We start from the raw sequence: 22,818 nt of genomic DNA, 5'->3' as shown, positions 1-22,818 counted from the left end.
GATGACCTATCGGGGTCAAATTATCCTTTCGATCACGGCAGGTATGTTCGGCGCGACCCTCATGTTGCCGGATTTCCTCCTTACCGGCTTCGCACGCACTGAAACGAACGAGCAACTTGTCTTTCGGTCGCTCTCGATGGCTGGAATGTCTGTCGCTTGGATCGCGCTCGCCTTTGGAACGGTCGCGCGCACGCTGATGCGTTCACTTTGGCTGCACGCTCTCAGGCATTCGGAACTCCCAACTCTTGATGGACGACTCCCGGCCGACATCATCCTACGAACGCCGTTTGCCGGATTCTGGCGTTGGTGGCTTCACATCGACCACGAAGGCAACGACCGCGATGCCCGACCTTGACCTGACCACCGACCACAAGGCGCTCGACGACGACCTTGCCGCGCGGCGCTATTTCGCGAAGTTCGAGGGGATCACGCGGCGGCTGACCGGGGTCGCGGAGGAGATGGAGAAGGATCGCGCCTTCTCTGCCATGGACAGCGATGTGCTGGAGGGTTACGTCCGCGCCATTGCCGCGACGTTCAAGGCGCTCAGCCTGAAATACCTCGTCTCGGGCCGGCTCGACGGGATCGGGCAGAAGCATCTGACCATCGACCTGCATGAAAGCGGCTTCCCGATTTTTCAGGAACTGGTCACGATGGCCAACGATACCGCGCAGGCGGCGCGGCATCTGGAAGGCATGCCATCGCCGGCACAGTTGAAGGACGAGATGGTGCGCCAGATCGTCGGCGAGCGCGTGGTGCCGACTCGGCTGCAATATGCGATGTCGCAGCGGCTTTATTATGAGGCCTTGCAGAAGGGCGGGCTCTATTTCCCCCAGATGCATCCGCAGGCCCAGTGGATCGCCGATGTCTCAGGCGGGCGGCGCGGGTACCTCGTGCATTGGGGTGTCTATGACAGCCAGCTGAATGTGCCGGTGATCTATCTGATGGAGGTGGTTGATTCGGGCCGCAAGGCGCTGCCCCTCGACGAACGCCGCTGGCCCGCCGCGCAGGCCCATCTGATGGCGCAGTCGGTGGGGGGGCTGAAGCTGATCACCATCGCCAAGGGCTTCGATACCGATTTCGACGACCTGCACCCGAAGCGGCTGCGCCGCCTGCATCTGGGGCCGATGTATTCCTCGGCCTTCACTCTGCAAACCGGGCCGATCCGCGAGGTGCTGGACGAGGCGAAATCGCCCAAGGGCGAGGACTGGGCGCTCGCCTGGACCCTGGAAGAGCTGGAAAGCGAGCGGGTCGAGGTCGAGAAGGGCTGGTTCAGCGATATCGAACGCGAGGTTTTCAAACTTGATCCGTTCTCGGGCCGCGGGGTGGAGACCGGGGCGACGCGGGTGACGCGGTCGCTGATCCTGCCGCAACGGCCGTTTCAGGTTCTGGCCGAGAAGGACCCCGCCGGGTTCCGCGACGTGCGGAAGTTCGTCGTCGGCAAGGAGGGCAGGGTGCTCGTTTACGGATAGGCCGGAAGCGGGGGCTGCCTGCCCCCGCACCCCCGGGAGGTATTTTTGAACAGAAGAAGATGAGCAGTGAGGGAATTCGATGAGCGCGCCGCAGAATGAGATGGAACTGAAGGAAGAAGAGATCCGGGCGCATTACATGGCGGCGACCGAGATGCTGATGGGCGTCGATCATGCCCCGCGTCTGGCGCAGCCGAAGCTGACGGTGACGGGGCCGGAGAAATCCCCCGATGTGGCGGCGATGCAGCGGCGGTTCCGGTCAACGACGCCCGGCCTCGTGACCCGGTCAATGGCGCGGACGGAGGGCGTGCGGCTGATTGACCGGATGGCGACGACCGATGACGACGATCCGCTGACATCCCCCCTGCAGGCCGCGGCGGCCCATGCGCTTCGCCGGTCCCTGTCAGTCGCGCTTGCGATGGGGGAGGCGTTTTCGGGTCAGACTGGCCTCATCGAGTTGAAGAAGGCCAATCTGGAAAACCGGATGCCCGCATCGCGGGCGAATGAATTCACCGAGCTTCTGGCCGCCGAGGCATTGGTCGTGCTGTCGGTCTTCGCCAACGCGACGGCGTTTCTTCTGGCCGAGAAGGCCAGCGAGGTTTCGGTGGAGATCGGCGCGGTGGAGGAGGTCCTGACCGACAACGCCCAGCTTGCGCTGCACGGTGCGCTCTGGGAACTGGATCAGGACATCGCAGTCTTTGCCAAGGATGAGGCGACGCTGATCGCCACCATCCTCGCCTATGCCGAACAGCTGATGCAGAAGGTCAAGCTGCGCGCCGCCTCCGCCCCGCGGCTGGAGGCTTTTACCGGCGCCAATTACCGGGTCGAGGCGGACGATTTCCCGATCTCGGGCTTTGAACCGGCGCGCAAGGCGCGGGGCTCCACCCTCGTCATGACCTTCAAGAAGCCGCATGAGGTCGTCGGCAACCATATCGCCAAGTATCAGGCCCTCAGGCTGGCCAAGATGCTGATGGCCTATGATTTCAGCCGCAAGCTGAACCCCTTCGCCGAGATGGGCGGCTTCATCTTCACTTTCATGGGGGATGGCAAGCCGGGTACGGGCAAGACGACGCTCATTCAGATGATGGCGGGGCTTCTGAATGATTACTGCAAGGTCGCGAACTACCCGTTCCGCTACGCGAACCTCTCCATCGACAATGTCGACAGCTATCAGGGCAAGTCGGGCCAGAACGCCAAGGCCTTCATCAACGGGGTGATGGACCCCGCCGTGATCGGCTTCGGAACTGTCGATGACATCGATCAGGTTGCGGGCAAACGCGGCGACCGCCAGTCGAGCGCGGGGCAGCAGGAGATCACGGCGGTGCTGATGGAGGCCTTTGCCGGCGCCAATACCGTCGTGCGCGGCAACTGCACCTTTGGCATGTTTTCGAACTACCCCGAGAATGTCGACGACGCCCTGCGCCAGCGCGCCGGGGCGCGGTTTCTGGTCGACGGGCCGCAAACGCGCGAGGATTACATCGACATCCTCGCGCTCCTCCTCGGAAAGAACCATGCGATCCCGATGGGGGAGCATGAGCTTTACGCCGCGCAGGAGATCAAGAAGGCGGTTGCCGCCAGTTTCGACGGCCATTCGGTGCCGCATGAGGATGGGCTGAAGGCGGTGTGGAATGAGGTCGAAGGGCGGATCGGGGCGCTCGATACGATCGCCAAGCTCGGCTCCTACCTCAAGGCCATTCAGGAGGCGGATGAGCGGTTTACCGGTCGCGCGATCAAAAACATTACCGATGCGGTGAAGGTCCGGGCGATGGATTTCGAACTGCCCGATGAGTGGATGGAGGAGCCGGACCTCTTCCTCTTCAAGCCCTACGACGAGAAGAAGGCGATGATTTCCGAACTCAGGAGGCCGATCACGGTCGAGATGGTGGTGCAGGAGATCAACCGCTACGCGGATTCGGAATTCCGCTATGCCGACAAGTCCGACGAGGTCGCCATCGAAAACGCGGTGCGCGAGATGGGCCGGATGGAGGAGGCCAAAAGGCGGTATCTGGAGGGGAAGGGGTGATGAGCCCGGAGGCTTGGAGTGCGCTCGCAAATTGGATGATGGCCATCTCAGCTGCGGCGGGTGCGATCGCCGCGTATGTTGGCTTGAACGCTTGGAAGAACCAAAGCATCTGGCAGGCCGACCATGAACTGGCGCGCAAGACCCTAGTTGCGTTGTACAGGTATCGAGACTCGCTCTATTCGGTCCGGCATCCTGCCATGCGAAATGATGAGATGCGCCTTGAAGAAGAGGATGCCCAACACCTAAACGAAGATCAAAAAAGAAAACAAGGTGTGATTGTTGCATATGCTAGGCGGTGGGAACGGCATTCAAATGCCAAGAACGCACTTGATGCGCTACTAATTGAGGCTGACGCGGTATGGGGGGAAGACCTATCAAATCTTGTCAAACCATTACGAGATTTGGAGCACGAGCTATTTGTTTATATTATGCTTCACCTCGACGCCCATTTTCGGAACAATGCTGACCTCCAAAATTCCTATCGAGAAATCCTGAAGAAGAAACGAGATATCCTCTACGATCTTTTGAGTGAGGACGATGAATTCAGAAAGGATTTCTCTCATCATCTTAGCGCGGTTGAAGATTATCTGCGCGACAAACTTGGGCGCAGCACATGAAACGCCTCATCGAAAAGGGCCTGATGTTCGGCAATCTCGTGCCCGTCGAGAGCCCGGCGCTGGTCGAGCGCTATAACCGCGCGCTGAAGGCGCTGACGGGGAAGGAGACGAAGCTTGCCGATTTCCATATCGACATCTCCGGCTATTCCCCCGAGGTGGGCGACGAATTGGGCGACCACCTCTATCTTAACGCCAATGGTTGCAACCGGCAGTTCATCCTTCTGACCACCGACCAGAAGACTGCGCCCCTTCTCAACGCGAAATTCTCCACCTCGCGCGGCATCCTCTCGCGCTTCATCGAGGAGAACGAGGCGCAGTTGTTCACCCTGACCGCCCGCGACGCCGTGGCGGGGGAGTTGGAGAATACCGTCTACGACCTCGATGAGCCGAAGCGACTGTTCGACATCCGCCGCATCACTGTCGTCGCCGATACGACCGGCAACCATGTGGCCGAGGGGCAGAAGCTATCGGGCCTCATCGAACGCTTCCGGAGTGAGGAGGACGGCTGGTGGGATGACGTGCTGATCGGCGAGATGATCCAGCTTGCCGAAAAGACCGGCGATGTGACGCGCAACCCGGTATCGCTGAAGGCCACCAGCTTCGATCAGGGCAATTTCTGGACCGCGCATTTCGGCGGGCTTTATATCTTCCGCGATGTGGAGCATCCGGCAGCCCTTTCGGTCGGGCCGAAGGAGAAACTGGGCGCGTTGCCGATCACCTATGTCTTCGACCTTTCCGACCGCAATCAGGTGGCGAAGCTTCTCGACATCAACGACCTCGTGGAGCCGATCCACGAGGCGCGCGGCACTGACGCCGCCGCGATCCTGCGCCAGAAGATGGATTTCATCGTGGTTGCGGCAGCGGCGGAGCTCGGCCTCGATATCGGCCACGGATCGCGCCGCGATCTGCGGCAGGCGGCGGCCAGCATGGGGTCGCGGCTGCCCGAAGAGTTCCGGGGGCTCGCCGAACTGCTCAGATGGGTCGAAACCGGCGGTCGCTTCCCGCGCATCACCGCGATGCATCCGGCCTATTTCTACACTCTCCGCGCCAAGCCCCATGCCGACCGCGATCTGGTAAACATGCTTCTGGCAGAGCTTTCGCCCTTAGACGTGCGCCAGCTTTATATCTGCCACAAGGAGCTATTCTACGACCTCTACCGCTCCTGGCCCGAGGCAAAGAAGCAGTTCGTGGCTGACTACCTCGAACGCGAATACCAGATCGACAAGGCCGGCGCGCGGCGTGACCTTTTCGGGCCCGAGCCGGGCATGGCCGATACCGGGGTGGTGGTTGAAGCCGGACCGTGGAGTCGACGGACCAGCCGCAAAACGGATATCGTCGATGCCGTCGGCCCCTGGGGGTCTGTCAGGAAGGACCGCAGATGATCGCCTTTGTCCGCCTTGCCGTCTTTGGTTTCATCGCCATGACGATCATGTATGTGCTTCTGTCGATCTATTCCCGGTCGGTGGAACGCGAGCGGCTGGAAAAGGAATGGGACGCCGAGCGCGGCGGGGGTGAATCCGACGCCCGCGATGCATATATCGAGGCAGGCATGAAGACGTATGAGAAAAGCCTGCGGGCCAAGCTGATCTGGCTGGTCTACGTGGTGCCCACACTGGCCGTGCTGGTGCTGATCTATCTGACGAACTGAGCCCGGGAGTGGCGGTTATGAAATACGCGAAATGGACGATCCTGACGCTTCTGGCGCTGACCGTGATCGGGTTCTTCCACTACACGCTGCCGCAGCATGACATCGTGCGGGTGGTGAACACCTATCAGGAACGGCAGGACCTGAACGACTGGACCCGGATCTTCTGGTCGAGCCCGGATGACCAGTCCGGCACGCTCGTGAACCGCGATGTGCAGTTCATCCAGACGGTCAAGGCCAACGGCAAGCCGATGGTCTACCGCAACGAGGATACAAGCTGGTCCTGGCCGCCCTATTTCAAGTTCGACACCGCCAACCTGCAGACCGAGGCGGAGGACCTGAAATCCACCGCCGCCGCGCCGCAATGGGTCTCGGTCACGCATTACGGCTGGCGGATCGTCTATTTCTCGGCCTTCCCGAACGCGATCTCGATCAAGCCGGTCGACGGGCCGGATGCGACGATCATCCCGTGGTTCAACATCTTCTTCTTCGTGTTCCTTGCCGTGATCCTGCTGGTTCTGCGCCGCATGTGGCTGCAGTTCCGCGAACGCTCCATCGACCCGGTGCTGGAAGACATGGGCGAGGCCTGGGACGGGGTGGAGGATCGCGCCGACGCCGCCGCCGGACGCGCGCGGGGCGTCTGGGGCCGGTTCAGGGCCTGGCTTGGGACGTGGAAGGGCAAGCCGCGCCCTTGACCGGCAGCCGGTCAGCCGGTCCAGCCGAGACCGGCGGCGATGCAGTTCATCGATTGCATCAGGGGCACCGTCGTTCGCGCGGCATGACCTGACCGTGCCTCGCCCAGCAATGCCACCTGCATCCGGTTGATCCGGTCCAGCTGCGGCCGGACCCGTTCGAACCTGCCGAGCATCATCGGGAACCGTGCACCGACCTCCTTGCTGCCGGTCAGGAACCGGATCGCGGCGATGGACCGGTCGTATTCCGCCCCGACCGTGCCAAATATCGCGTCGCGGACTGCGTCGTTCTCGACCAGTGACGCGTAACGCGCCGCGACCTCCATATCCGTCAGCAACAGCGACTTCTCCACCTCGTCCACGATCAGCCGGAAGAGCTTGTGGCGCGTGAACATCTCGGCCAGAAGCCGGTCGCCCTCGCCCGCGCGCACCTGCCGGAACGAGGCGATGGCACTGCCGAACCCGTACCAGCCGGTCAGAAGATGCCGGTTCTGCGACCAGGCAAAGACCCAGGGAATAGCGCGAAGGTCCGAAAGCCCGCCCGCGCCGAACCGCCGCGCGGGGCGCGAGCCGATGCGCAGCATCGCCAGTTCCTCGACCGGGCTCGCCTGCAGGAAATACTGCATGAATTCCGGCCGGTGCAGCAGGTTCGAATACGCCGCCTGGGACATGCCCGCCAGCGCCTCCAGCGCGTCGTCATGTTCGGGGTTCGGAACCGGTTTCACCGTGGCCAGCGAATGCGACAGGACCGAGGCGGCCAGAAGCTCCAGTTGATTGAGCGCGGTGCCGCGATTGGCATATTTCGACGACACGACCTCACCCTGTTCGGTCAGCCGCAGGCGGCCATTGATGGTGCCGAAGGGCTGGGCGGCAATTGCACGTTCGGTGGGCGCCCCGCCCCGGCTGACCGATCCGCCACGGCCATGGAAGAAGACCGGTTGCAGATCATGCCGCGCCAGCGTCTGGGATATCCGCCGTTGCGCCTTTTCCAATTCCCATGTGGAACAGACGAAACCGCCATCCTTGTTGCTGTCGGAATAGCCGAGCATGACCTCGACCGTCCCCGCATTGCTGCGGAGCGACCGGCGGGCGACCGGCACCGAAAGGAGGTCGTCAAAGACCGCAGGGGCTGCGCGCAGGTCGTCGATCGTCTCGAAAAGCGGCACCACGGCGAGGTCGATCTTTTCAGCTCCGAATCCGGCATAACGGGCCAGCAGGTAGACGCCGAGGATGTCGTCGCTGGACCTTGTCATCGACAGGATGAACGGGCCCACCGCATCAGGGTCGTCGCCATGCCGGATCTCGCGCATGAGCCCGAGGAGGTTCAGCAACTCATTGGCATTGGCGCTGAGACGCGCGCGGTCGGGCCATGCAAGGTCGGGCAGGGCAATCTCGCGCCGCAGCCGCGCCGACCAGTCGGCACTGCCATAATCCGGCGCCGGGCCGCTCAGCCCCCAGATCTCGGCCAGAACGGCGGTCGTCACCGTCGAGTTCTGGCGGATGTCGAGCGTCATGGTGCGGAAGCCGAAGGCCTCGGCCTGCCAGCGGATCGGGCGCACATGCCGTTCCGCCGCCCGCGCCGCGCCAATCTCGATCAGCGCCGCCTCGACCGTGGCCAGATCGGCGACGAAATCCGTGGCCGCCCGGTAGGCGCCCGGCGCAGTCGACAGGGTTGCCCGGATACGGTCCGCCATGGCGGTCAGGGCCTGACGGAAGATCTCGCCGGGATTGCGCTTTTCCGAGGCTTCGGGCGATGCCCCCCGCGCGATGATCGCGCGGATGCGGGCCTCGGTCGCGGGTGGGATCTTCACGATCAGCGAACTGATGCTGATCCGTGCCGCCGCCGCGCCCAGCCCGACAAGATAGCGCTCCAGCACAGCCTTCCGCGCCTGCCCGACAGCCAGACGCGTCATGTCCGTCGTCACATTCGGATTGCCGTCGCGGTCGCCGCCGATCCATGAATGAAAACGGATGCAGGGCTTTACCTCGCCCGCCTTGCCGAAATGGCTTTCCTTGGCGGTCGCGAAACGTTCGAAAAGTTGTGGCACCGCGTCATAGACGCTGTCGCGGAAGAACTGCAGCCCCCATTCGATCTCGTCCTTCAGGCTCGGCCGCTCGCGGCGCAATTCGCCCGTCATCCACAGAAGGTCGATTTCGCCCTCGATATCTAACAGCAGGTCCTCGCGCTCGCGCGGGGTCCAGCGCTGGGTTTCAAGCGCCACCAACAGCCGGTAGATGCGCCGGTGGATTTCCAGAACCGTGACCCGTTTCGCCTCGGTTGGATGGGCCGTCAGCGTCGGGCCGACCGACAGGCGGTAGGCGAGCGCGGTGAAACTCGCGGCATTCAGACCCGTCGCGTTTTCGGCCAGTACCTTGGCGAAACTGCCCTCGACCGCGGCCGCACCGTCGCGCGCCTCGGTCTGGCGGCGGTCGCGCATGGCGGCATTCTCGTCGATGATCTTCAGCAGCTGGAACCAGATATTGATCGCCTGAAGGCAGGGAATACTGTCCTCGCCCATGGGAAGCGGCGCTTCGCCCGTGTCGATCAGGTCGGCGATCTGTGGCGCGCGGCGGCGGATCACATTCCGCCACAGCGCCCCGAGTTCACGGCGCAGCTCTGCCGCGTAATCCGGCCCGCCGCGCCCGTCTTCTGCCCGATGCAGGTCCGGTGCGGCGCCCATCGCTCAGGCCACCCGGTCCTGCGGCTCCCGGCCTTCGAAGAAGTCCCGGAGGTTCTGCAGCACGCGCATTCCCATCCCCTCGCGCGTCTCGCGCGTGGCGGACCCCAGATGCGGCAACATGACGAGGTTGTCGGCATCCTTGAGGTCGGGATGAATGAGCGGCTCGCGTTCAAAGACATCAAGTCCCGCGCCACCGATCGTGCCGAACCACAATGCCTGTGCCAGCGCATGTTCGGCCACGACCTCACCGCGCGCGGTGTTGATCAGGAAGGCCGTCGGCTTCATCAGGTCCAGCCTGCGCGCATTGATCAGGTGCCGGTTCGCAGCACCGCCGGGGCAGTGAAGTGAGACGAAATCGCACTGTGGCAAGAGGTCCTCGACCGTGTCGACCTGCACCGCATTGTAGCGGGCGAGGATTTCCGGTGCGACCTTGGACCGGTTCTGGACGAGGATCTTCATGCCGAAGCCGTGATGGGCGCGCTGCGCCATCGCCTGACCGATGCGGCCAAAGCCGATGATCCCGAGCGTCGCGCCCGAAACCTTGGTGCCGATGAGATGCGTGGGCCGCCAGCCGGTCCAGCGCCCCTCGCGCAGCTCACGTTCACCTTCGCCCGCCCGCCGCGCCACCATCAGCATCAGCGTCATGGCAATATCGGCGGTGCATTCCGACAGCACGTCGGGCGTGTTGGTTACCGCGATGCCGTGCGATTTCGCGGCCTCGGTGTCGATATGGGCAAAGCCCACACCATAATTGGCAAGGATGCGGGTCCGGGTCTTGGGCAGATCGAAGACCGGGGCGGGCAGACGGTCGGTCACGGTCGGCAGAACCGCGTCGTAATCGGCCATCGCCGCCCTTATGTCATCCGGCCCCAGAGGCCGGTCGTCGCGATTGATGGTCAGGTCAAAGACCTCGGCCATCTTTGCTTCGACCGCTTCGGGCCAGCGCCGCGTGACAAGCACTCTGGGTTTCGTCATCTGGAAGCCTCCTCAGGCCGCTTCTTTCTTCATCACCTTGGCGATCGTCTCGCCGATGATCGAGGGATGCTCTGCCACGGTTACACCCGCCGCCGTCAGAATCTCCACCTTTTCAGAGGCGCTTTCGCCAAAGGCCGAGATGATCGCACCGGCATGGCCCATCGTGCGGCCCTTGGGTGCGGTCAGACCCGCGATATAGGCGATGACCGGCTTGGTCATGTGGTTCTGGATGTATTCTGCCGCTTCTGCCTCCTGCGGCCCGCCGATCTCGCCGATCATGCAGATCACATGGGTGTCGGGATCGGCCTCGAACTGCTCCAGGATATCGCGGAAGGACGAGCCGTTGATCGGGTCGCCGCCGATGCCGACCGAGGTCGAGACACCGATGCCGCGATCCTTCAGCTGCTGGGCAGCCTCGTAGCCCAGCGTGCCCGAACGGCCCACGATGCCGACATGGCCGGGCAGGTAGATATGGCCCGGCATGATGCCGCAGAGCGCCTTGCCCGGGCTGATCGTGCCCGCGCAGTTCGGCCCCGTCAGGACCATGCGGCGCTCTTTCGGGTAGCGGTACATGTAGCGCTTCACGCGGATCATGTCCTGCGCCGGGATACCGTCGGTCACGCAGACCGCATAGCGGATGCCGCCATCGGCCGCTTCCATGATGCTGTCCGCCGCAAAGGGGGGCGGCACGAAAACGAGGCTGGTATTCGCCCCGGTCGCTTCCACGGCCTCTTTCACCGTGTTGAAGACAGGCACGCCATGGGCGGTCTCGCCACCCTTGCCTGGCACGACGCCACCGACGACATTGGTGCCGTATTCGATCATTTCCTTGGTGTGAAAGCTCGCGAGGCGCCCGGTGATGCCCTGGACGATGACGCGGCTGTCGCGGTCGAGATAGATGCTCATCAGACGGCCCTCAGCTTGGAGTTCTGGGTCTTGTCGTTCTGCCACGCGGTCACGGCGCGTTCGGCGGCTTCCATCAGCGTGGTGGCGCGGATGATCGGCAGACCGGACTGGGCGAGGATCTTCTGACCCTCTTCCACATTGGTGCCCGCAAGGCGGACGATGACCGGGACATCGACCGGGTTCGCGGTCAGCGCCTGGACGACACCCTCGGCCACCCAGTCGCAGCGGTTGATACCGGCGAAGATGTTGACCAGAACCGCCTGCACATTCGCGTCCGACAGAACGAGCTTGAACGCCTTCGCCACCCGCTCGGGCGTCGCACCGCCACCGATGTCGAGGAAGTTTGCAGGCTCACCACCCGCCAGCTTGATCGTGTCCATCGTCGCCATGGCCAGACCGGCGCCATTGACGATACAGCCGATATTGCCGGTCAGACCGATATAGTTCAGCCCCCGGTCGGCCGCGCGCGCCTCGCGCGGGTCTTCCTGGCTCTTGTCGCGCAGTTCCGCAACATGCGGGTGACGGAACAGAGCATTGCCGTCGAAGGTCATCTTGGCATCGAGTGCAAGGATGCGGTCGTCCGATGTGATCACCAAGGGGTTGATCTCGACCATCGTCGCGTCAAGCTCGGTAAAGGCGCGGTAGCAGCCCTGAAGGGTGCGCACCATCTGCTGGGTCAGCTTGGCCGGAATGCCAAGCGCAAACGCGATCTCGCGTGCCTGGAATTCCTGCAGGCCGACGGCCGGTTCGACGGTCGAACGCACGATCGACTCGGGCTTTTCTGCCGAGATTTCCTCGATCTCCATCCCGCCTTCCGAGGACGCGACGATCATCACCCGCTGCGAGGTGCGGTCGAGAACGAAGCCCAGATAGATCTCCTGCTCGAACGGCACCGCCGCCTCGACATAGACGCGGTAGACGCCCTTGCCCTCGGGCCCGGTCTGATGCGTCACCAGCTTCTTGCCGAACATCTCGTCAGCGGCATCGAGGATTTCGCCCTCGCTGTCGCAGAGTTTCACGCCGCCGGCCTTGCCCCGGCCACCAGCATGAACCTGCGCCTTGACGATCCAGCGGTTGCCGCCAAGCTCACGGGCGCGATAGGCCGCCTGTTCGGGGCTGTAGGCCAACCCGCCATCGGGCACCGTTACCCCGAAACGTCCAAGGATTTCCTTGGCCTGGTATTCATGAATGTCCATTCGCGAGCCTCCTCCGCCCGTGACTATTCCGTAATTACTCAGCCGCCATCGCGGCTTGATAGTGCCTGTCCAGCCCTGCCTGCACTGCGCCCATGTCGATCTCGGCACCCATCTCCTTCATCGCCACGGCGAAACGCATGACGATATCGGTGATGGCGCGTTCCGAAAGTTGGTTCAGGATGCCGATGCGGACCTGAACCGGCTCCGACAGTGTCGGCCAGATGCCGAAGCCCTTGGCGCGGCAGCCCTGCACCAGTTCCTTTTCGCGACCCGCAAGCGAGGCAGGCAGGTTCAGGACGACAAGGCTGGTCATGTTCGAGGTCACGTCGCAGCCCATCGCGGTGACGGCATCGCGGAGCGCCTTCTCGTGGAACGCATAGTCGCGGGCCTTCTGGGCGCGGCCATGCTGAAGCGTGATGCGCAAAGCTTCATGGAAAGCCGCGACGGCATAGCCCGAATGGGTGCGGTGATAGGCGCCCGCCGGTACGTCCTTGCCGTCCATGATGCCCCAGTGGCGCGCTTCCAGCACCGGGTTGTGCACGTAGGAGGCGCAGCCATTGGCGCGCACATGGGCGATGTAGGCATCGGTGAAGCTGACCGGAGCATAGGTCAGCGGCAGGCAGAGCACACCCTTCTGCGGGCAGGACGCCCAGCCGACCACGCCCGGATAGGCGTCGATGGAAAAGTCGGCGATCCCGAGGGAAGAGACCGCGTCCACGAGCCCCATCGCACCATGCCGCTCGCAGGCATCCGAGAACCCTTGCAGGTCGTTGATCCGGCCCGAACCGGTTTCCCAATGCGCCATGAAGGCCCATTTCGGTTTGTGCTGGCTGAGCGCCTTCTCGACGATCTCGCCCGTCACCGACTGGCCGTGGGGAACATTGACGATCGTCACCGACGCGGCCTGCGGGTCCATTGCGTTCGCGGCCAGCTCCTCACGGGTCGCCGCCTTCATGCGGATCGTCAGCCCGTCGATGCCGGAAAAGGTGCCGTTGACGAAAGCCACCACCGTGTCGCCCGGCAGGATCGCGCCCAGCATGCAGTCGAGGCCGGAAAAGCCGGTGCCGCCGACGCCGTAGGTGTAAGTGTTCTTCGTGCCCCAGACCTGCCGCAGCATCTCCTTGCACTCGACCATGCCGCGCAGCACGTCGGCCTGCATGTGGTCGGCAAGGCCGGTCTGGGCAAAGCGCGCCAGAACCCGCGGGTCGGTATTGCCGGGGCCGGGGCCCGCGGCAAGCGTCTCGGGAATGTCGAGCTGCGGGAAGATCGTCGTATCATTCATCGGGCGGGCCTCCACAAAATCTGCCTTCTCCGGATCGCTCCGGTGTCAGGATTCAGATAATCGGGCTTGCCGTGGCGTCACAACCTGCGTTACTCCTGCTTTTGGGTATCCAGTTTGGTTGGAAAAAACCTACCCAAAGCGGTATGAATACTGAGGTATACCAAAATTAGACCAACCTTAATGGGTAGGTTTTTCGAAAAAGGCCAATGAATGCAAAACCTTGATCCTTCCGCCAAGCCGATCTCGGTCTCGCTCGCAGATGGCAATCCGCTGGTGCTTTCGGCCATGTCAGAGCTTTTCGACCGTGACCCCCGATTCTCGCTGGTGGCGACATCCGCCACGGCCGAGGGGTTTCTCGGCATGGTGATGCGGGTGCCGGTCAGGATCGGCGTCGTCGACTGGAATGTCCCGGCACTTGGCGGGCAGAAACTGATCGAGGTTCTGCGCGAACAGGCCAATGCGCCGCGCTTCGTGGTTTACGGCGATGACCCCAAGGGCGAAACGGCGCGGCAGGCGATGCTTTCGGGCGCGGCCGGGTTCGTGGGCCGCAACACGCCGGTTGAGAAGCTTCTCGAAACCTGCCTTGCCGTGGCGCAGGGCCAGATGGTGTTTCCCTTCCTCGACATCCGCGAATTGCAGGCCGACCCGATCCACAGCCTGACCCGCCGCGAACGCGCGCTGCTGGAGGCGTTGTCGCAGGGTCTGACCAACAAGGACCTAGCCCGGGATTTTGAGATTTCGGCCAACACGGTGAAGTTCCACCTGTCGAACCTTTTCGAAAAACTCGGGGTCACGAACCGGGCCCAGGCGATCGCGTTTTACTACTCGTCGCGCCTGCCCGGCGAGCGCGCCGGGCCGCGCTGACCGGGCACCTGCCAGACGCTTGCCATACGTTTTGCTGACAATGCGCCGACGCTTTGCCGACCGCCGAAAATGGCTTTCTGGACATTGCTCAGCGTCATTCTGTCGCGCAAGAATCTTTCTTGACAGGCGAAGATTTTTCCGTCCTTGAATGGCGCCCGTTACCCAACGGCAACCCGACCAAGGACTTTCCCCATGAGCTTCCATGTCATCGAACAGGCCCCCGCGCGGCTCAACCGCAGCGAACTGGCCGTCCCCGGCAGCGCCCCGCAAATGTTTGAAAAAGCTGCACAATCTGATGTCGACGTGATCTTCCTCGACCTCGAGGACGCGGTCGCACCGGACGACAAGGCGCAGGCCCGAAAGAACATCATCAAGGCCCTGAATGAGGTCGATTGGGGCAAGAAAACCATGTCCGTCCGAATCAACGGTTTGGACACGCATTACATGTATCGTGACGTGGTTGATGTCGTGGAACAGGCCGGCGAACGGCTCGACCTGATCATGATTCCGAAGGTCGGAACCGCCGCCGATGTCTATGCCGCCGACATGATGGTGACCCAGATCGAGGATGCGAAAGGCCTGAAGAAACGGATCGGATTCGAACACATCATCGAGACCGCTTTGGGCATGCAAAACGTGACCGAGATTGCCGGTGCGTCGAAGCGGAACGAGAGCCTGCATTTCGGCGTCGCCGACTATGCCGCCTCCACCCGTGCGCGCACGACGATCATCGGCGGCGTGAATCCGGACTACTCGGTCCTGACCGACCCGCTTGAGGATGGCAGCCGTGCGGTTCACTGGGGTGATATGTGGCACTATGCGCTGGCCCGCATGGTCGTCGCCGCCCGCGCCAATGGCTTGCGTCCGATCGACGGTCCGTTCGGCGATTTCCAGGACCCGGACGGCTACAAGGCCGCCGCGAAACGCGCCGCGGTTCTGGGCTGCGAGGGCAAATGGGCGATCCACCCGAGCCAGATCGCGCTCGCCAATGAGGTGATGAGCCCGTCGGAGGCCGAGGTCACCAAGGCGCAGCGTATCCTCAAGGCGATGGAAGAGGCCGCTGCAGCCGGCAAGGGTGCCGTGTCGCTTGACGGTCGCCTGATCGACTATGCCTCGATCCGTCAGGCTGAAGTGCTGGTCCAGAAGGCCAAGCAGATCGCGGGTGCCTGAGCCATGTCCGCGTTGCGCGAGAGGGCGAAAGAGCTGTTCCAGACCGCCTGCCGGGCGGCCGATCCGGCCCTTGCCCTTCGCGCGGCGCTGACCGAAAATCCCTTGCCCCGCCCCGATCCGGGTGGGGTATATCATGTTGTTTCTATTGGGAAAGCTGCCGTCCCGATGGCGACGGAACTGCTGCGTCAGTTGGGCGATGACGCCCACGACGCGCTCGTGATCACAAATTATGAAAATGCCTGTGACCTGCCCGGCGCGACGGTCATGGCCTCGGGCCATCCAGTGCCGGACGAGAACGGCGCAAAGGCGGCGGCGGAGGTCATCAGCCGTCTCACAAACACGACGAAAGCCGATCGGGTCATCGCCCTTATCTCCGGCGGCGGCTCGGCGCTTCTCCCTGCCCCGGCGGAGGGGCTGACGCTCGCCGACAAGGCCGAGGTCAACCGCCTGCTCCTCGCCCACGGCTTCGAGATCACGGAGGTCAACCTGATCCGCCAGCAGCTTTCCCGGCTGAAGGGCGGCGGATTCCTGCGCCATGCTGCCCCTGCACCGGTCACCGCCTATATCCTGTCGGACGTGATCGGCGACGACCTGCGGGTCATCGCCTCGGGCCCGACCGTCGCGCCAATCGGTACCGTCGAGGATGCGAGGGCCCTGCTGACCGAACGCGGTATATGGGACCGGTTGCCTGCCACTGTCCGCGCACATCTGGATGCCGAGAAACCGCAACGCCCTCTGCCAAAAGCAAAAAACATCCTGATCGGCTCGAACCGCAAAAGCCTTGATGCTGTTGCGACAGCTGCCGGAACCGGTGCCCGGATCGTCAGCGACCACCTCACAGGCGATGTCGCCGAGGCCGCTGAAGCGGTGATCCACACCGCCCGAACCGCGCCAAGGGACCGCCCCGCCTGCCTGATCTTCGGCGGCGAAACCACTGTTGTCCTAAAAGGCAACGGCCTCGGCGGACGCAATCAGGAACTCAGCTTGCGCGTCGCGATTGCGATGCCCGATCTCGGCCGCGACTGGGTTTTCCTCTCGGGCGGTACCGATGGCCGCGACGGGCCGACCGATGTGGCGGGCGGCATCGTCGATGCCGGGACGGCGGGGCGCATCCGCGCCGCCGGGCAGGACCCAGAGGCGCTTTTGGCCAACAACGACAGCCATGCGGCTCTAAAGGCCGCAGGCGACCTGCTTATCACCGGCGCCACGGGCACCAATGTCGCCGATGTCCAGATCCTGATGCTGAAGTAGGGCTCAGCGCCCGATTACGTCCTCTTCGCGGGCAATCGACCAGTCGATGAGCCGCCGCCAGAGCGCCTCGGCCAAAGCGGGATCGAATCCTTCCGCCTCGGCCCGGTCACGGACTTTCGCGACGACCTCTTCGACCCGGTCCTCGATCCGGGCGGGAAGGCCGAGCGCGGGCTTTAGGTCAGATGCGCGGTCGATATAGGTGGTGCGTTCGGCCAGAAGCGCGACAAGCGCCGCATCGACCCGGTCGATCTCGGCCCTCACCTCTTCCATCGTCGTGCAATCCGCCGCTTTCATTCCGTTCTCCGTCCGCTTGCGTCCGCCTCATAGCGCCATGGGCCGCGCTGCACAATGCGGCCCCTTGTCCGTCACAGCGCCGTCCGTCCTGTCGCCCAGGCGAACCAGAGCGCGATGAGTGCCAGGAGCGCCGACAAAACCCGCCGCACGATCCGGCTGCGGCGCGGGTCGTCGAGGATATGGCGGGCGAGCCCGGCCAGGGTCACGATTGCTGCGTGGATGACGGTCGCGACGGCCACGTAAGCCATTGAGAGAGTTATCGTTTCCGTCAATACCTTGCCCGCTGGATCGGTAAATGCGGGCAGGACCGCGATATAAAAGACGGCCGCCTTGGGGTTCAGAAGATTGGTGATCAGACCCCGCCGGAAATAGCGCAGCATGCGCGCGCCAAAGGGCATCTTGTCGACCCCGTCGCCGCCGTCCCGCCAGCCATCCCATGCAAGCCAGAGAAGGTAGAGAACCCCTCCCCAGCGCAATGTCTCGTACAGGAAGGGAGAGGCAGTCACTGCCGCCGCGACGCCAAGGGCCGCCGCGAGGCCCACGACTGCAAGGCCCAGCGCCACGCCCGCCACTGCAGCAAAACCCGGCCGCCGCCCTTCCGTCGCGGCCACGATGGCAAGCCAGGCCATGTTCGGCCCCGGTGTCAGTTCGATCACCGCCGATGTCAGGATGAAGGCCGCCAGCGTTTCAAGGGCAAGGCCATCCATCGCCTGCTCAGACCCATTTCGCGAGCGGAGGTAGGCTCATCAGCACCGCATTGGCGTCGTGCCCGGTCTCCAGCCCGAACTTGGTGCCCCGGTCGTAGACAAGGTTGTATTCGGCATAAAGTCCGCGATGGACAAGCTGGGTGTCGCGATCTTCGTCGCTCCACGGTGTTTTGCGCCTGCGTTCGACCAGTGGCAGGAAGGCGGGCAGGAACGCCTTTCCGACCGACTGGACGAAGGCGAAATCGGCCTCCCAATTGCCGGTGTTCAGATCGTCGAAGAAAATGCCACCGACCCCGCGCGCACGGCCCCGGTGTGGCACGAAGAAATACTCGTCCGCCCAGGATTTGAAGCGGCCGTAATAGCTCGGATCATGTGCGTCACAGGCCGCGGCCAGCGCCGCGTGAAAATGGCTCGTGTCGTCTTCATATTCGATGCAGGGATTGAGATCGGCCCCGCCGCCGAACCACCAGGCGTGCGGCGTCCAGAACATGCGGGTATTCATATGAACGGCCGGGACATTGGGGTTGCGCATATGGGCGACAAGGCTGATGCCCGAGGCCCAGAAGCGCGGATCGGTTTCCATCCCCGGCACACCGCGCGCGGCCATCGCCGATTGCGCCCGGGCACCGAGATTTCCGTGCACGACCGAGACATTGACGCCGACCTTCTCGAAGACCCGCCCCCCGCGCATGACATTCATGCAGCCGCCGCCCGCATCTTCCCCATGGGTAGACTTGCGTTGAGTTTGCGTGCGTTCGAACCGTCCGGGCGCGAGGTCGGAGGCAGGCCCGGCAGAATGCGCGTCCTCGATGGCCATGAACGCGGCAAGGATCTCGTCGCGCAGCGCACGGAACCAGGCCGCTGCCCGTGCCTTCTGTGGTTCGAATTGCCGGGTCATTCCGATCGCACCTCTTTTTACCCGATCCCGCCTAGCATCTTTCCGTATTCCCCGCCAGATCGGCCCGGTTGTTTCGTGATTTGGCCGGGGTTGAAATGTGGCGTATTGTCAGACGTGTAGCCATTACCGGGAGTTGCCCAATGCCGCCAAGTCCACGAACCGCCTTTGTCTTGATGTCCCTTGCGCTGACCGCCTGCGAGACTGACCCCGTGACGAAATGCGCGGGACCCGAGCAGCGGGAATTGCGCACGGTCGAGGAGCTGATCGCCGAAACCCGGGCCCGGATCGACCGGGGCTATACAATGGAACGTCAGGACAGCGGCGCGAATGTGAACTTCTGCCTGGGTGGACGTCAGTCCCATGTCGGGGTGAGCTTCTGTACCGATCCCGGGACGCGCAGCCGGGCGGTGGCCATTGACAGTGCCGCCGAGCAGAGGAAACTGAGATCACTTGAAGCCCGTCGGGATGCGTTGCGTGCCCGGATCAATGCGCTTCTCGCCTCCTGTGGAAAAAGCTGACCCGAGGAACCGATGCCGATACCGAGATTGATCCCACTTTTCCTGCTGGCGGCACTCGCTGCCTGCGGCACGCCGCAGGAACAATGCATCCGCCGGGCCACGCAGGAAGTCCGCACCCTCGACCAGCTCATTGCCGAAACGGAAGCCAATCTGGCCCGTGGCTACGCCTATGAGGAGCGGGAAGTCGTTCGCCATGTCTGGCAACGCTGCGACGATTTCATCGGTCAGATACCCCATCGCCGGATGTGCCTTGAACCGGTTTTCGACACGGTCAAGCGCCCCGTTGCGATCGACCCGGAGGTCGAAACCCGCAAGCTTGAAGGTCTGAAGAGCCGTCGCGCCGCCCTTGTAAAAAGCGCGCAGGCTGAAATTGCCGCCTGCCGGGCCAAATACCCCGAATAGGATCAGTAGGCGGGAACCGGTGCCGGGTCGATAAGACTGCGGCCGCCGTCGACTGTCAGGATCTGGCCGGTGACGAAACCCGCCCCGTCCGAGGCGAGGAACTGCGCGACTTCGGCCAGTTCCGAGGGCGGTGCAATTCGGCGCATCGGTGTCGCGTCGGTGATCGTGCCGCGCCAGTCCGGATTGTCCTTGAGGCTCGCCTGCAGGCTCGCGCTCATGACGCTGGCCAGCGCGATGCCGTTCACCCGGATACGTTCCGGCGCAAGCGCCACCGCAAGCGACCGCGTCGCCTGATCGAGGGCGGCGGCCGATACCGAATAGGCCAGAAGCTCGGGCTGCGTACGTCGGGCGGCAAGGGTCGAGATATTGATGATGGAGCCGACCGGCCCCTCTTCGCGCCCTTCCTTTTCGGCCTGCGCGATCATCCGCTTCGCGGTCATCTGGCTGAGCTTGAGCGAGGTCACGAGGTTCTGCGCAAGCATCGCCTCGAGCGCCTCGTCATCGGGGTTGAGCGGGTCCGAGGTGACGACGCCCCGGCTGGCATTGACGAGGATGTCGATCCGTTCGAACGCATCGATTGTCGCCGAAAGCAGGTTTGCGAGCGTGAGTTTCTGGCTCAGATCGCCGCCGAAGCAGCGCACATTGCCCTCTTCCGCCGCCGCGGCGCCGACTTCTTCGGCAAGCCTTGCCTCGTCGGCATCGGCGAACATGACTTTGGCGCCGAGATCGACGAAATGACGGGCAATGGCGAGGCCGACGCCCCGCGCGGCGCCTGTGACGATGGCGGTCTTGCCTGAAATGGAAAGGGACATGAGCGGTCCGGGTTTGATTCTGTTGGCGCAGGTTAGAGGATTTCAGCGGCGCGGGCGAGGCACCTGCACCGGGCGGGCGGCACTGAAGAGTTTGAATGCGCCATCGCCGCCGATTTCCGAGACATCGCGGAAATGCGACGAGAGTACAGCCTCATAGGGCAAGTGCCGGTTGGCGACCATGAAGAGCCGCCCGGACGGCACCAGCATTTCTGACGCCGCCGCGATGAAAGCCACGCCAAGTGCGGGTTCGGCCGCGCGCCCGGTATGGAAGGGCGGGTTCATCACCACCGCGTCAAAGCGTGCCTCGGGGTGGAACCGGGTCGCGTCCGCCCAGTGAAACCGCGCACGGGGGTCGCTGATATTGGCCCGGGCGCAGTCGAGCGCGGCATGGTCGGCCTCGATCAGATGGAGTTCCGTCACGCCCGGATGCGACAGAACTTGCGTCGAAAGCCAGCCCCAGCCCGCGCCGAGATCTGCGACGCGGCCTTTCAGCCCGGCGGGCAGGGCGGCTGCAAGCAGCGCCGAGCCGGGGTCGATCTTTTCGGCCGAAAAGACGCCCGGCCGGGTGATAAAGCCGGGGGCGGGGTGCTGATCCTCCGCCGCCCAGTCGGCAAATTCCGGACCGGCGGCAAAGGAAAATATCCGGCCATGCGCTTTCGACAGGGACGACGTTACCGGCACCCTTGCGCGCACGTCCTTCAGCATCGACTCGACGCCGTCGGTCTTTTGCCCATCCACCCAGATCGTGCCACCAGGGGTCACACGGTCCGCTGCCGACGCAATCCATGCCCGTCCCGCCATCCGCGACCGGGGCAGGCACACCAGCGCGGCATCGAAGCTGTCCCCGGCCGACCCGAAATCGGGAACGACCCGGATCCCCCGCGCCGCCAGAGCATCGTGATCGGGGCGGAACCCCTGTACGGCCACGATGGTGTTCGGGGGCAGGGCGGACAGATCCGTATCGGCCACCGGCCCGACCACCAGCCAGCGGGATGCGGGCAACGGTTCTGCGCCCTCAAGCGCGAGAGAAAGTCTCGGATGGCTCATCTGGGCACCGGGCGCGCCGCCCTATTCCTTTTCCATCGTGCATTGCAGCGGATGCTGGTGCCTGCGGGAAAAGTCCATCACCTGCGCCACCTTGGTCTCGGCCACCTCGAACGAGAAAACGCCGACAACCGCCAGACCCTTCTTGTGCACCGTCAGCATGATTTCGAAAGCCTGACTGTGGTTCATGCCGAAGAAACGCTCCAGCACATGGACGACGAATTCCATCGGCGTGTAGTCGTCGTTCAGCAGCATGACCTTGTAGAGCGGCGGGCGCTGCGTCTTCGGACGTGTCTTGGTGATGATCGCCGCATCCGGAGAATCGCCGTCTTTGCGGTCCGACATGAGGATGGGGCGCAAGGGCAAGCGATAAAACTCCTTCAGGCACGGCAACCGGAATCGGGCGCAGTGGGTTCAGATCACCAATATAATCCCTCAGGCGTTTGAGAAAAGGGTAGCAATGTCGCGGATTGAAGCGATTGCCCCAACGCGTCAGACTGGCGCTGCGGAGACGACCATGCCCAGACTCACCACTATAGGCTTCGATGCCGACGATACGCTCTGGCATAACGAGCGGTTTTTCCAGCTCACGCAGGAAAGGTTTGCCGAACTTCTCGCCGATTATGCGCCGCGCGATCATCTGCATGAGCGGCTCCTGGCGGCTGAGCGGCGCAATCTTGGCCATTATGGGTTCGGCATTAAGGGCTTCGTCCTGTCGATGATTGAGACCGCCATCGAGGTAACCGAAGACCGCGTACCGGCCACCGTGATCCGCGAACTGATCGCGGCGGGGCAGGAGATGCTCGCCCATCCGATCGAACTTCTGCCCCATGCGGGTGAGGCGGTGGAGGCTTTGCGGCACGACTACCGGTTATTGCTGATCACCAAGGGTGATCTGCTCGATCAGGAGCGCAAGCTGGCGCAATCAGGGCTGGGTGACCTGTTCCACGGGGTGGAGATCGTGTCGGACAAGACGGACCCGGTCTACTCCTCTCTCTTCCACCGCCACGGTGTTTCGCCGGACGCCGCGATGATGGTGGGCAATTCGCTGAAATCGGACGTTCTGCCGGTTCTGCGGATCGGCGGATGGGGCGTTCATGTCCCCCATGATCTGACCTGGGCGCTGGAACATGAGGCGCCCCCGGAGGGCGAGGAGCGGTTTCGCACTCTGTCCGATCTGGGAAAGCTTCAGGCGCTTGTGGCCAGAATTGAGGAAGATTTTGTGGCCGACGGTTGACGCGCTACCATATATGCGCAGGCGGGTTTCATCTAAGCCAGGGCGACATCGATCAAGGACACAATCGGCAAAGATGTTGAATTAAGAGTGTTTTCGCATTGATCTGCCTATGTTATCGTCGAGCAAATCAAAGAAGTT

24 protein-coding genes are annotated in these 22,818 nt (G+C 63.3%); 13 read left to right on the top strand and 11 right to left on the bottom strand.

Features of this window, described 5'->3' with window-relative positions; genetic code table 11:
• The first annotated feature begins 1 nt into the window (after position 1).
• From OEZ71_RS06030 to OEZ71_RS06000, 7 genes are all read left to right on the top strand, one after another.
• Positions 2 to 355: a hypothetical protein gene (locus tag OEZ71_RS06030; RefSeq protein ID WP_263739057.1), complete on the top strand. Its 354-nt coding sequence runs from the start codon at positions 2 to 4 to the stop codon at positions 353 to 355.
• On the top strand, positions 342 to 1,469 hold the full coding sequence (locus OEZ71_RS06025; protein ID WP_263739056.1) for a hypothetical protein: 1,128 nt from the start codon (positions 342 to 344) through the stop codon (positions 1,467 to 1,469). The genes OEZ71_RS06030 and OEZ71_RS06025 overlap by 14 nt, the downstream gene beginning before the upstream one ends.
• Positions 1,470 to 1,548: 79 nt before the next feature.
• Positions 1,549 to 3,489, top strand: coding sequence for an AAA family ATPase (locus tag OEZ71_RS06020; RefSeq protein WP_263739055.1), 1,941 nt, complete (start codon positions 1,549 to 1,551; stop codon positions 3,487 to 3,489).
• Entirely contained in the window at positions 3,489 to 4,106 is a 618-nt protein-coding gene (locus OEZ71_RS06015) for a hypothetical protein (RefSeq protein WP_263739054.1), read from the top strand. Before OEZ71_RS06020 ends, OEZ71_RS06015 begins: the two co-directional genes overlap by 1 nt.
• Positions 4,103 to 5,488, top strand: a complete 1,386-nt coding sequence (locus tag OEZ71_RS06010; RefSeq protein WP_263739053.1) for a DUF6638 family protein — start codon at positions 4,103 to 4,105, stop codon at positions 5,486 to 5,488. Before OEZ71_RS06015 ends, OEZ71_RS06010 begins: the two co-directional genes overlap by 4 nt.
• Positions 5,485 to 5,754 (top strand): hypothetical protein, encoded by a 270-nt coding sequence (locus tag OEZ71_RS06005; protein WP_263739052.1) that lies wholly within the window; start codon positions 5,485 to 5,487, stop codon positions 5,752 to 5,754. The genes OEZ71_RS06010 and OEZ71_RS06005 overlap by 4 nt, the downstream gene beginning before the upstream one ends.
• A 17-nt stretch (positions 5,755 to 5,771) precedes the next feature.
• On the top strand, positions 5,772 to 6,446 hold the full coding sequence (locus tag OEZ71_RS06000) for a DUF1523 family protein (RefSeq protein ID WP_263739051.1): 675 nt from the start codon (positions 5,772 to 5,774) through the stop codon (positions 6,444 to 6,446).
• 11 nt (positions 6,447 to 6,457) lie between these two features.
• Here the strand turns inward: OEZ71_RS06000 and OEZ71_RS05995 are convergent, their stop codons facing one another.
• Genes OEZ71_RS05995 through OEZ71_RS05975 form a run of 5 tightly spaced genes read right to left on the bottom strand, consistent with a single transcriptional unit; the run spans position 6,458 to position 13,483 of the window.
• A complete protein-coding gene (locus tag OEZ71_RS05995) occupies positions 6,458 to 9,124 on the bottom strand; it encodes a phosphoenolpyruvate carboxylase (RefSeq protein WP_263739050.1) in 2,667 nt (888 codons plus the stop codon).
• A gap of 3 nt (positions 9,125 to 9,127) precedes the next feature.
• A complete protein-coding gene (locus tag OEZ71_RS05990; protein WP_263739048.1) occupies positions 9,128 to 10,099 on the bottom strand; it encodes a 2-hydroxyacid dehydrogenase in 972 nt (323 codons plus the stop codon).
• Positions 10,100 to 10,111: 12 nt separating this feature from the next.
• Complete coding sequence (sucD, locus tag OEZ71_RS05985) at positions 10,112 to 11,005, bottom strand: succinate--CoA ligase subunit alpha (RefSeq protein ID WP_263739047.1); 894 nt, start codon at positions 11,003 to 11,005, stop codon at positions 10,112 to 10,114.
• Complete coding sequence (locus tag OEZ71_RS05980) at positions 11,005 to 12,201, bottom strand: malate--CoA ligase subunit beta (protein ID WP_263739046.1); 1,197 nt, start codon at positions 12,199 to 12,201, stop codon at positions 11,005 to 11,007. Before OEZ71_RS05980 ends, sucD begins: the two co-directional genes overlap by 1 nt.
• Positions 12,202 to 12,235: 34 nt before the next feature.
• Positions 12,236 to 13,483 carry an aminotransferase class V-fold PLP-dependent enzyme gene (locus OEZ71_RS05975; protein ID WP_263739045.1) on the bottom strand — a complete coding sequence of 416 codons (1,248 nt, stop codon included), beginning with the start codon at positions 13,481 to 13,483 and terminating at the stop codon, positions 12,236 to 12,238.
• Positions 13,484 to 13,693: 210 nt separating this feature from the next.
• Between OEZ71_RS05975 and OEZ71_RS05970 the strand changes: the two genes are divergently transcribed.
• From OEZ71_RS05970 to OEZ71_RS05960, 3 genes are all read left to right on the top strand, one after another.
• Positions 13,694 to 14,347 carry a response regulator transcription factor gene (locus OEZ71_RS05970; RefSeq protein WP_263739044.1) on the top strand — a complete coding sequence of 218 codons (654 nt, stop codon included), beginning with the start codon at positions 13,694 to 13,696 and terminating at the stop codon, positions 14,345 to 14,347.
• Positions 14,348 to 14,539: 192 nt separating this feature from the next.
• On the top strand, positions 14,540 to 15,517 hold the full coding sequence (locus OEZ71_RS05965) for an HpcH/HpaI aldolase/citrate lyase family protein (RefSeq protein WP_263739043.1): 978 nt from the start codon (positions 14,540 to 14,542) through the stop codon (positions 15,515 to 15,517).
• Between the two features lie 3 nt (positions 15,518 to 15,520).
• A complete protein-coding gene (locus OEZ71_RS05960; RefSeq protein ID WP_263739042.1) occupies positions 15,521 to 16,768 on the top strand; it encodes a glycerate kinase type-2 family protein in 1,248 nt (415 codons plus the stop codon).
• A gap of 3 nt (positions 16,769 to 16,771) precedes the next feature.
• On the opposite strand, the gene OEZ71_RS05955 is transcribed toward OEZ71_RS05960, so the two are convergent.
• From OEZ71_RS05955 to hemF, 3 genes are all read right to left on the bottom strand, one after another.
• A complete protein-coding gene (locus OEZ71_RS05955; RefSeq protein ID WP_263739041.1) occupies positions 16,772 to 17,062 on the bottom strand; it encodes a chorismate mutase in 291 nt (96 codons plus the stop codon).
• Positions 17,063 to 17,133: 71 nt separating this feature from the next.
• A complete protein-coding gene (locus OEZ71_RS05950; protein WP_263739040.1) occupies positions 17,134 to 17,769 on the bottom strand; it encodes a LysE family translocator in 636 nt (211 codons plus the stop codon).
• Between the two features lie 7 nt (positions 17,770 to 17,776).
• Positions 17,777 to 18,667 (bottom strand): oxygen-dependent coproporphyrinogen oxidase, encoded by an 891-nt coding sequence (gene hemF, locus OEZ71_RS05945; RefSeq protein WP_263739039.1) that lies wholly within the window; start codon positions 18,665 to 18,667, stop codon positions 17,777 to 17,779.
• A 173-nt stretch (positions 18,668 to 18,840) separates the two neighbouring features.
• Here hemF and OEZ71_RS05940 point away from each other — a divergent pair, with 173 nt between their 5' ends.
• Together OEZ71_RS05940 and OEZ71_RS05935 are read left to right on the top strand one after the other, a co-directional pair.
• Positions 18,841 to 19,185 (top strand): hypothetical protein, encoded by a 345-nt coding sequence (locus tag OEZ71_RS05940; protein ID WP_263739038.1) that lies wholly within the window; start codon positions 18,841 to 18,843, stop codon positions 19,183 to 19,185.
• Between the two features lie 27 nt (positions 19,186 to 19,212).
• On the top strand, positions 19,213 to 19,587 hold the full coding sequence (locus OEZ71_RS05935) for a hypothetical protein (RefSeq protein WP_263739037.1): 375 nt from the start codon (positions 19,213 to 19,215) through the stop codon (positions 19,585 to 19,587).
• A gap of 2 nt (positions 19,588 to 19,589) precedes the next feature.
• Here OEZ71_RS05935 and OEZ71_RS05930 read toward each other — a convergent pair whose 3' ends face one another.
• From OEZ71_RS05930 to clpS, 3 genes are read right to left on the bottom strand one after another with little or no spacing between them, the layout of a single operon-like run.
• Positions 19,590 to 20,399, bottom strand: a complete 810-nt coding sequence (locus OEZ71_RS05930) for an SDR family NAD(P)-dependent oxidoreductase (RefSeq protein WP_263739036.1) — start codon at positions 20,397 to 20,399, stop codon at positions 19,590 to 19,592.
• A 42-nt stretch (positions 20,400 to 20,441) separates the two neighbouring features.
• Positions 20,442 to 21,446 (bottom strand): class I SAM-dependent methyltransferase, encoded by a 1,005-nt coding sequence (locus OEZ71_RS05925; RefSeq protein ID WP_263739035.1) that lies wholly within the window; start codon positions 21,444 to 21,446, stop codon positions 20,442 to 20,444.
• 21 nt (positions 21,447 to 21,467) lie between these two features.
• Positions 21,468 to 21,788, bottom strand: a complete 321-nt coding sequence (gene clpS, locus OEZ71_RS05920) for an ATP-dependent Clp protease adapter ClpS (RefSeq protein ID WP_263739964.1) — start codon at positions 21,786 to 21,788, stop codon at positions 21,468 to 21,470.
• A 172-nt stretch (positions 21,789 to 21,960) separates the two neighbouring features.
• On the opposite strand from clpS, the gene OEZ71_RS05915 reads away from it, so the two are divergent.
• Entirely contained in the window at positions 21,961 to 22,680 is a 720-nt protein-coding gene (locus OEZ71_RS05915) for an HAD family hydrolase (protein ID WP_263739033.1), read from the top strand.
• The last annotated feature ends 138 nt before the right edge of the window (positions 22,681 to 22,818 follow it).

This window comes from Albidovulum litorale, assembly GCF_025751495.1.
Classification (GTDB): domain Bacteria; phylum Pseudomonadota; class Alphaproteobacteria; order Rhodobacterales; family Rhodobacteraceae; genus Albidovulum; species Albidovulum litorale.
The sequence above is the reverse complement of the archived record's forward strand: the minus strand, read 5'-3'. Positions and strand labels throughout refer to the sequence as shown.

Coding starts and splice junctions, on each gene's coding strand:
- OEZ71_RS05925 (WP_263739035.1), bottom strand. CDS start 21,446: ATGAGCCATCCGAGACTTTCTCTCGCGCTTGAGGGCGCAGAACCGTTG.
- OEZ71_RS06005 (WP_263739052.1), top strand. CDS start 5,485: ATGATCGCCTTTGTCCGCCTTGCCGTCTTTGGTTTCATCGCCATGACG.
- OEZ71_RS06015 (WP_263739054.1), top strand. CDS start 3,489: ATGAGCCCGGAGGCTTGGAGTGCGCTCGCAAATTGGATGATGGCCATC.
- OEZ71_RS06000 (WP_263739051.1), top strand. CDS start 5,772: ATGAAATACGCGAAATGGACGATCCTGACGCTTCTGGCGCTGACCGTG.
- OEZ71_RS06025 (WP_263739056.1), top strand. CDS start 342: ATGCCCGACCTTGACCTGACCACCGACCACAAGGCGCTCGACGACGAC.
- OEZ71_RS05995 (WP_263739050.1), bottom strand. CDS start 9,124: ATGGGCGCCGCACCGGACCTGCATCGGGCAGAAGACGGGCGCGGCGGG.
- OEZ71_RS06020 (WP_263739055.1), top strand. CDS start 1,549: ATGAGCGCGCCGCAGAATGAGATGGAACTGAAGGAAGAAGAGATCCGG.
- OEZ71_RS06010 (WP_263739053.1), top strand. CDS start 4,103: ATGAAACGCCTCATCGAAAAGGGCCTGATGTTCGGCAATCTCGTGCCC.
- OEZ71_RS05940 (WP_263739038.1), top strand. CDS start 18,841: ATGTCCCTTGCGCTGACCGCCTGCGAGACTGACCCCGTGACGAAATGC.
- OEZ71_RS05970 (WP_263739044.1), top strand. CDS start 13,694: ATGCAAAACCTTGATCCTTCCGCCAAGCCGATCTCGGTCTCGCTCGCA.
- OEZ71_RS06030 (WP_263739057.1), top strand. CDS start 2: ATGACCTATCGGGGTCAAATTATCCTTTCGATCACGGCAGGTATGTTC.
- OEZ71_RS05960 (WP_263739042.1), top strand. CDS start 15,521: ATGTCCGCGTTGCGCGAGAGGGCGAAAGAGCTGTTCCAGACCGCCTGC.
- sucD (WP_263739047.1), bottom strand. CDS start 11,005: ATGAGCATCTATCTCGACCGCGACAGCCGCGTCATCGTCCAGGGCATC.
- OEZ71_RS05915 (WP_263739033.1), top strand. CDS start 21,961: ATGCCCAGACTCACCACTATAGGCTTCGATGCCGACGATACGCTCTGG.
- OEZ71_RS05950 (WP_263739040.1), bottom strand. CDS start 17,769: ATGGATGGCCTTGCCCTTGAAACGCTGGCGGCCTTCATCCTGACATCG.
- OEZ71_RS05930 (WP_263739036.1), bottom strand. CDS start 20,399: ATGTCCCTTTCCATTTCAGGCAAGACCGCCATCGTCACAGGCGCCGCG.
- OEZ71_RS05990 (WP_263739048.1), bottom strand. CDS start 10,099: ATGACGAAACCCAGAGTGCTTGTCACGCGGCGCTGGCCCGAAGCGGTC.
- OEZ71_RS05955 (WP_263739041.1), bottom strand. CDS start 17,062: ATGAAAGCGGCGGATTGCACGACGATGGAAGAGGTGAGGGCCGAGATC.
- hemF (WP_263739039.1), bottom strand. CDS start 18,667: ATGACCCGGCAATTCGAACCACAGAAGGCACGGGCAGCGGCCTGGTTC.
- clpS (WP_263739964.1), bottom strand. CDS start 21,788: ATGTCGGACCGCAAAGACGGCGATTCTCCGGATGCGGCGATCATCACC.
- OEZ71_RS05965 (WP_263739043.1), top strand. CDS start 14,540: ATGAGCTTCCATGTCATCGAACAGGCCCCCGCGCGGCTCAACCGCAGC.
- OEZ71_RS05980 (WP_263739046.1), bottom strand. CDS start 12,201: ATGGACATTCATGAATACCAGGCCAAGGAAATCCTTGGACGTTTCGGG.
- OEZ71_RS05975 (WP_263739045.1), bottom strand. CDS start 13,483: ATGAATGATACGACGATCTTCCCGCAGCTCGACATTCCCGAGACGCTT.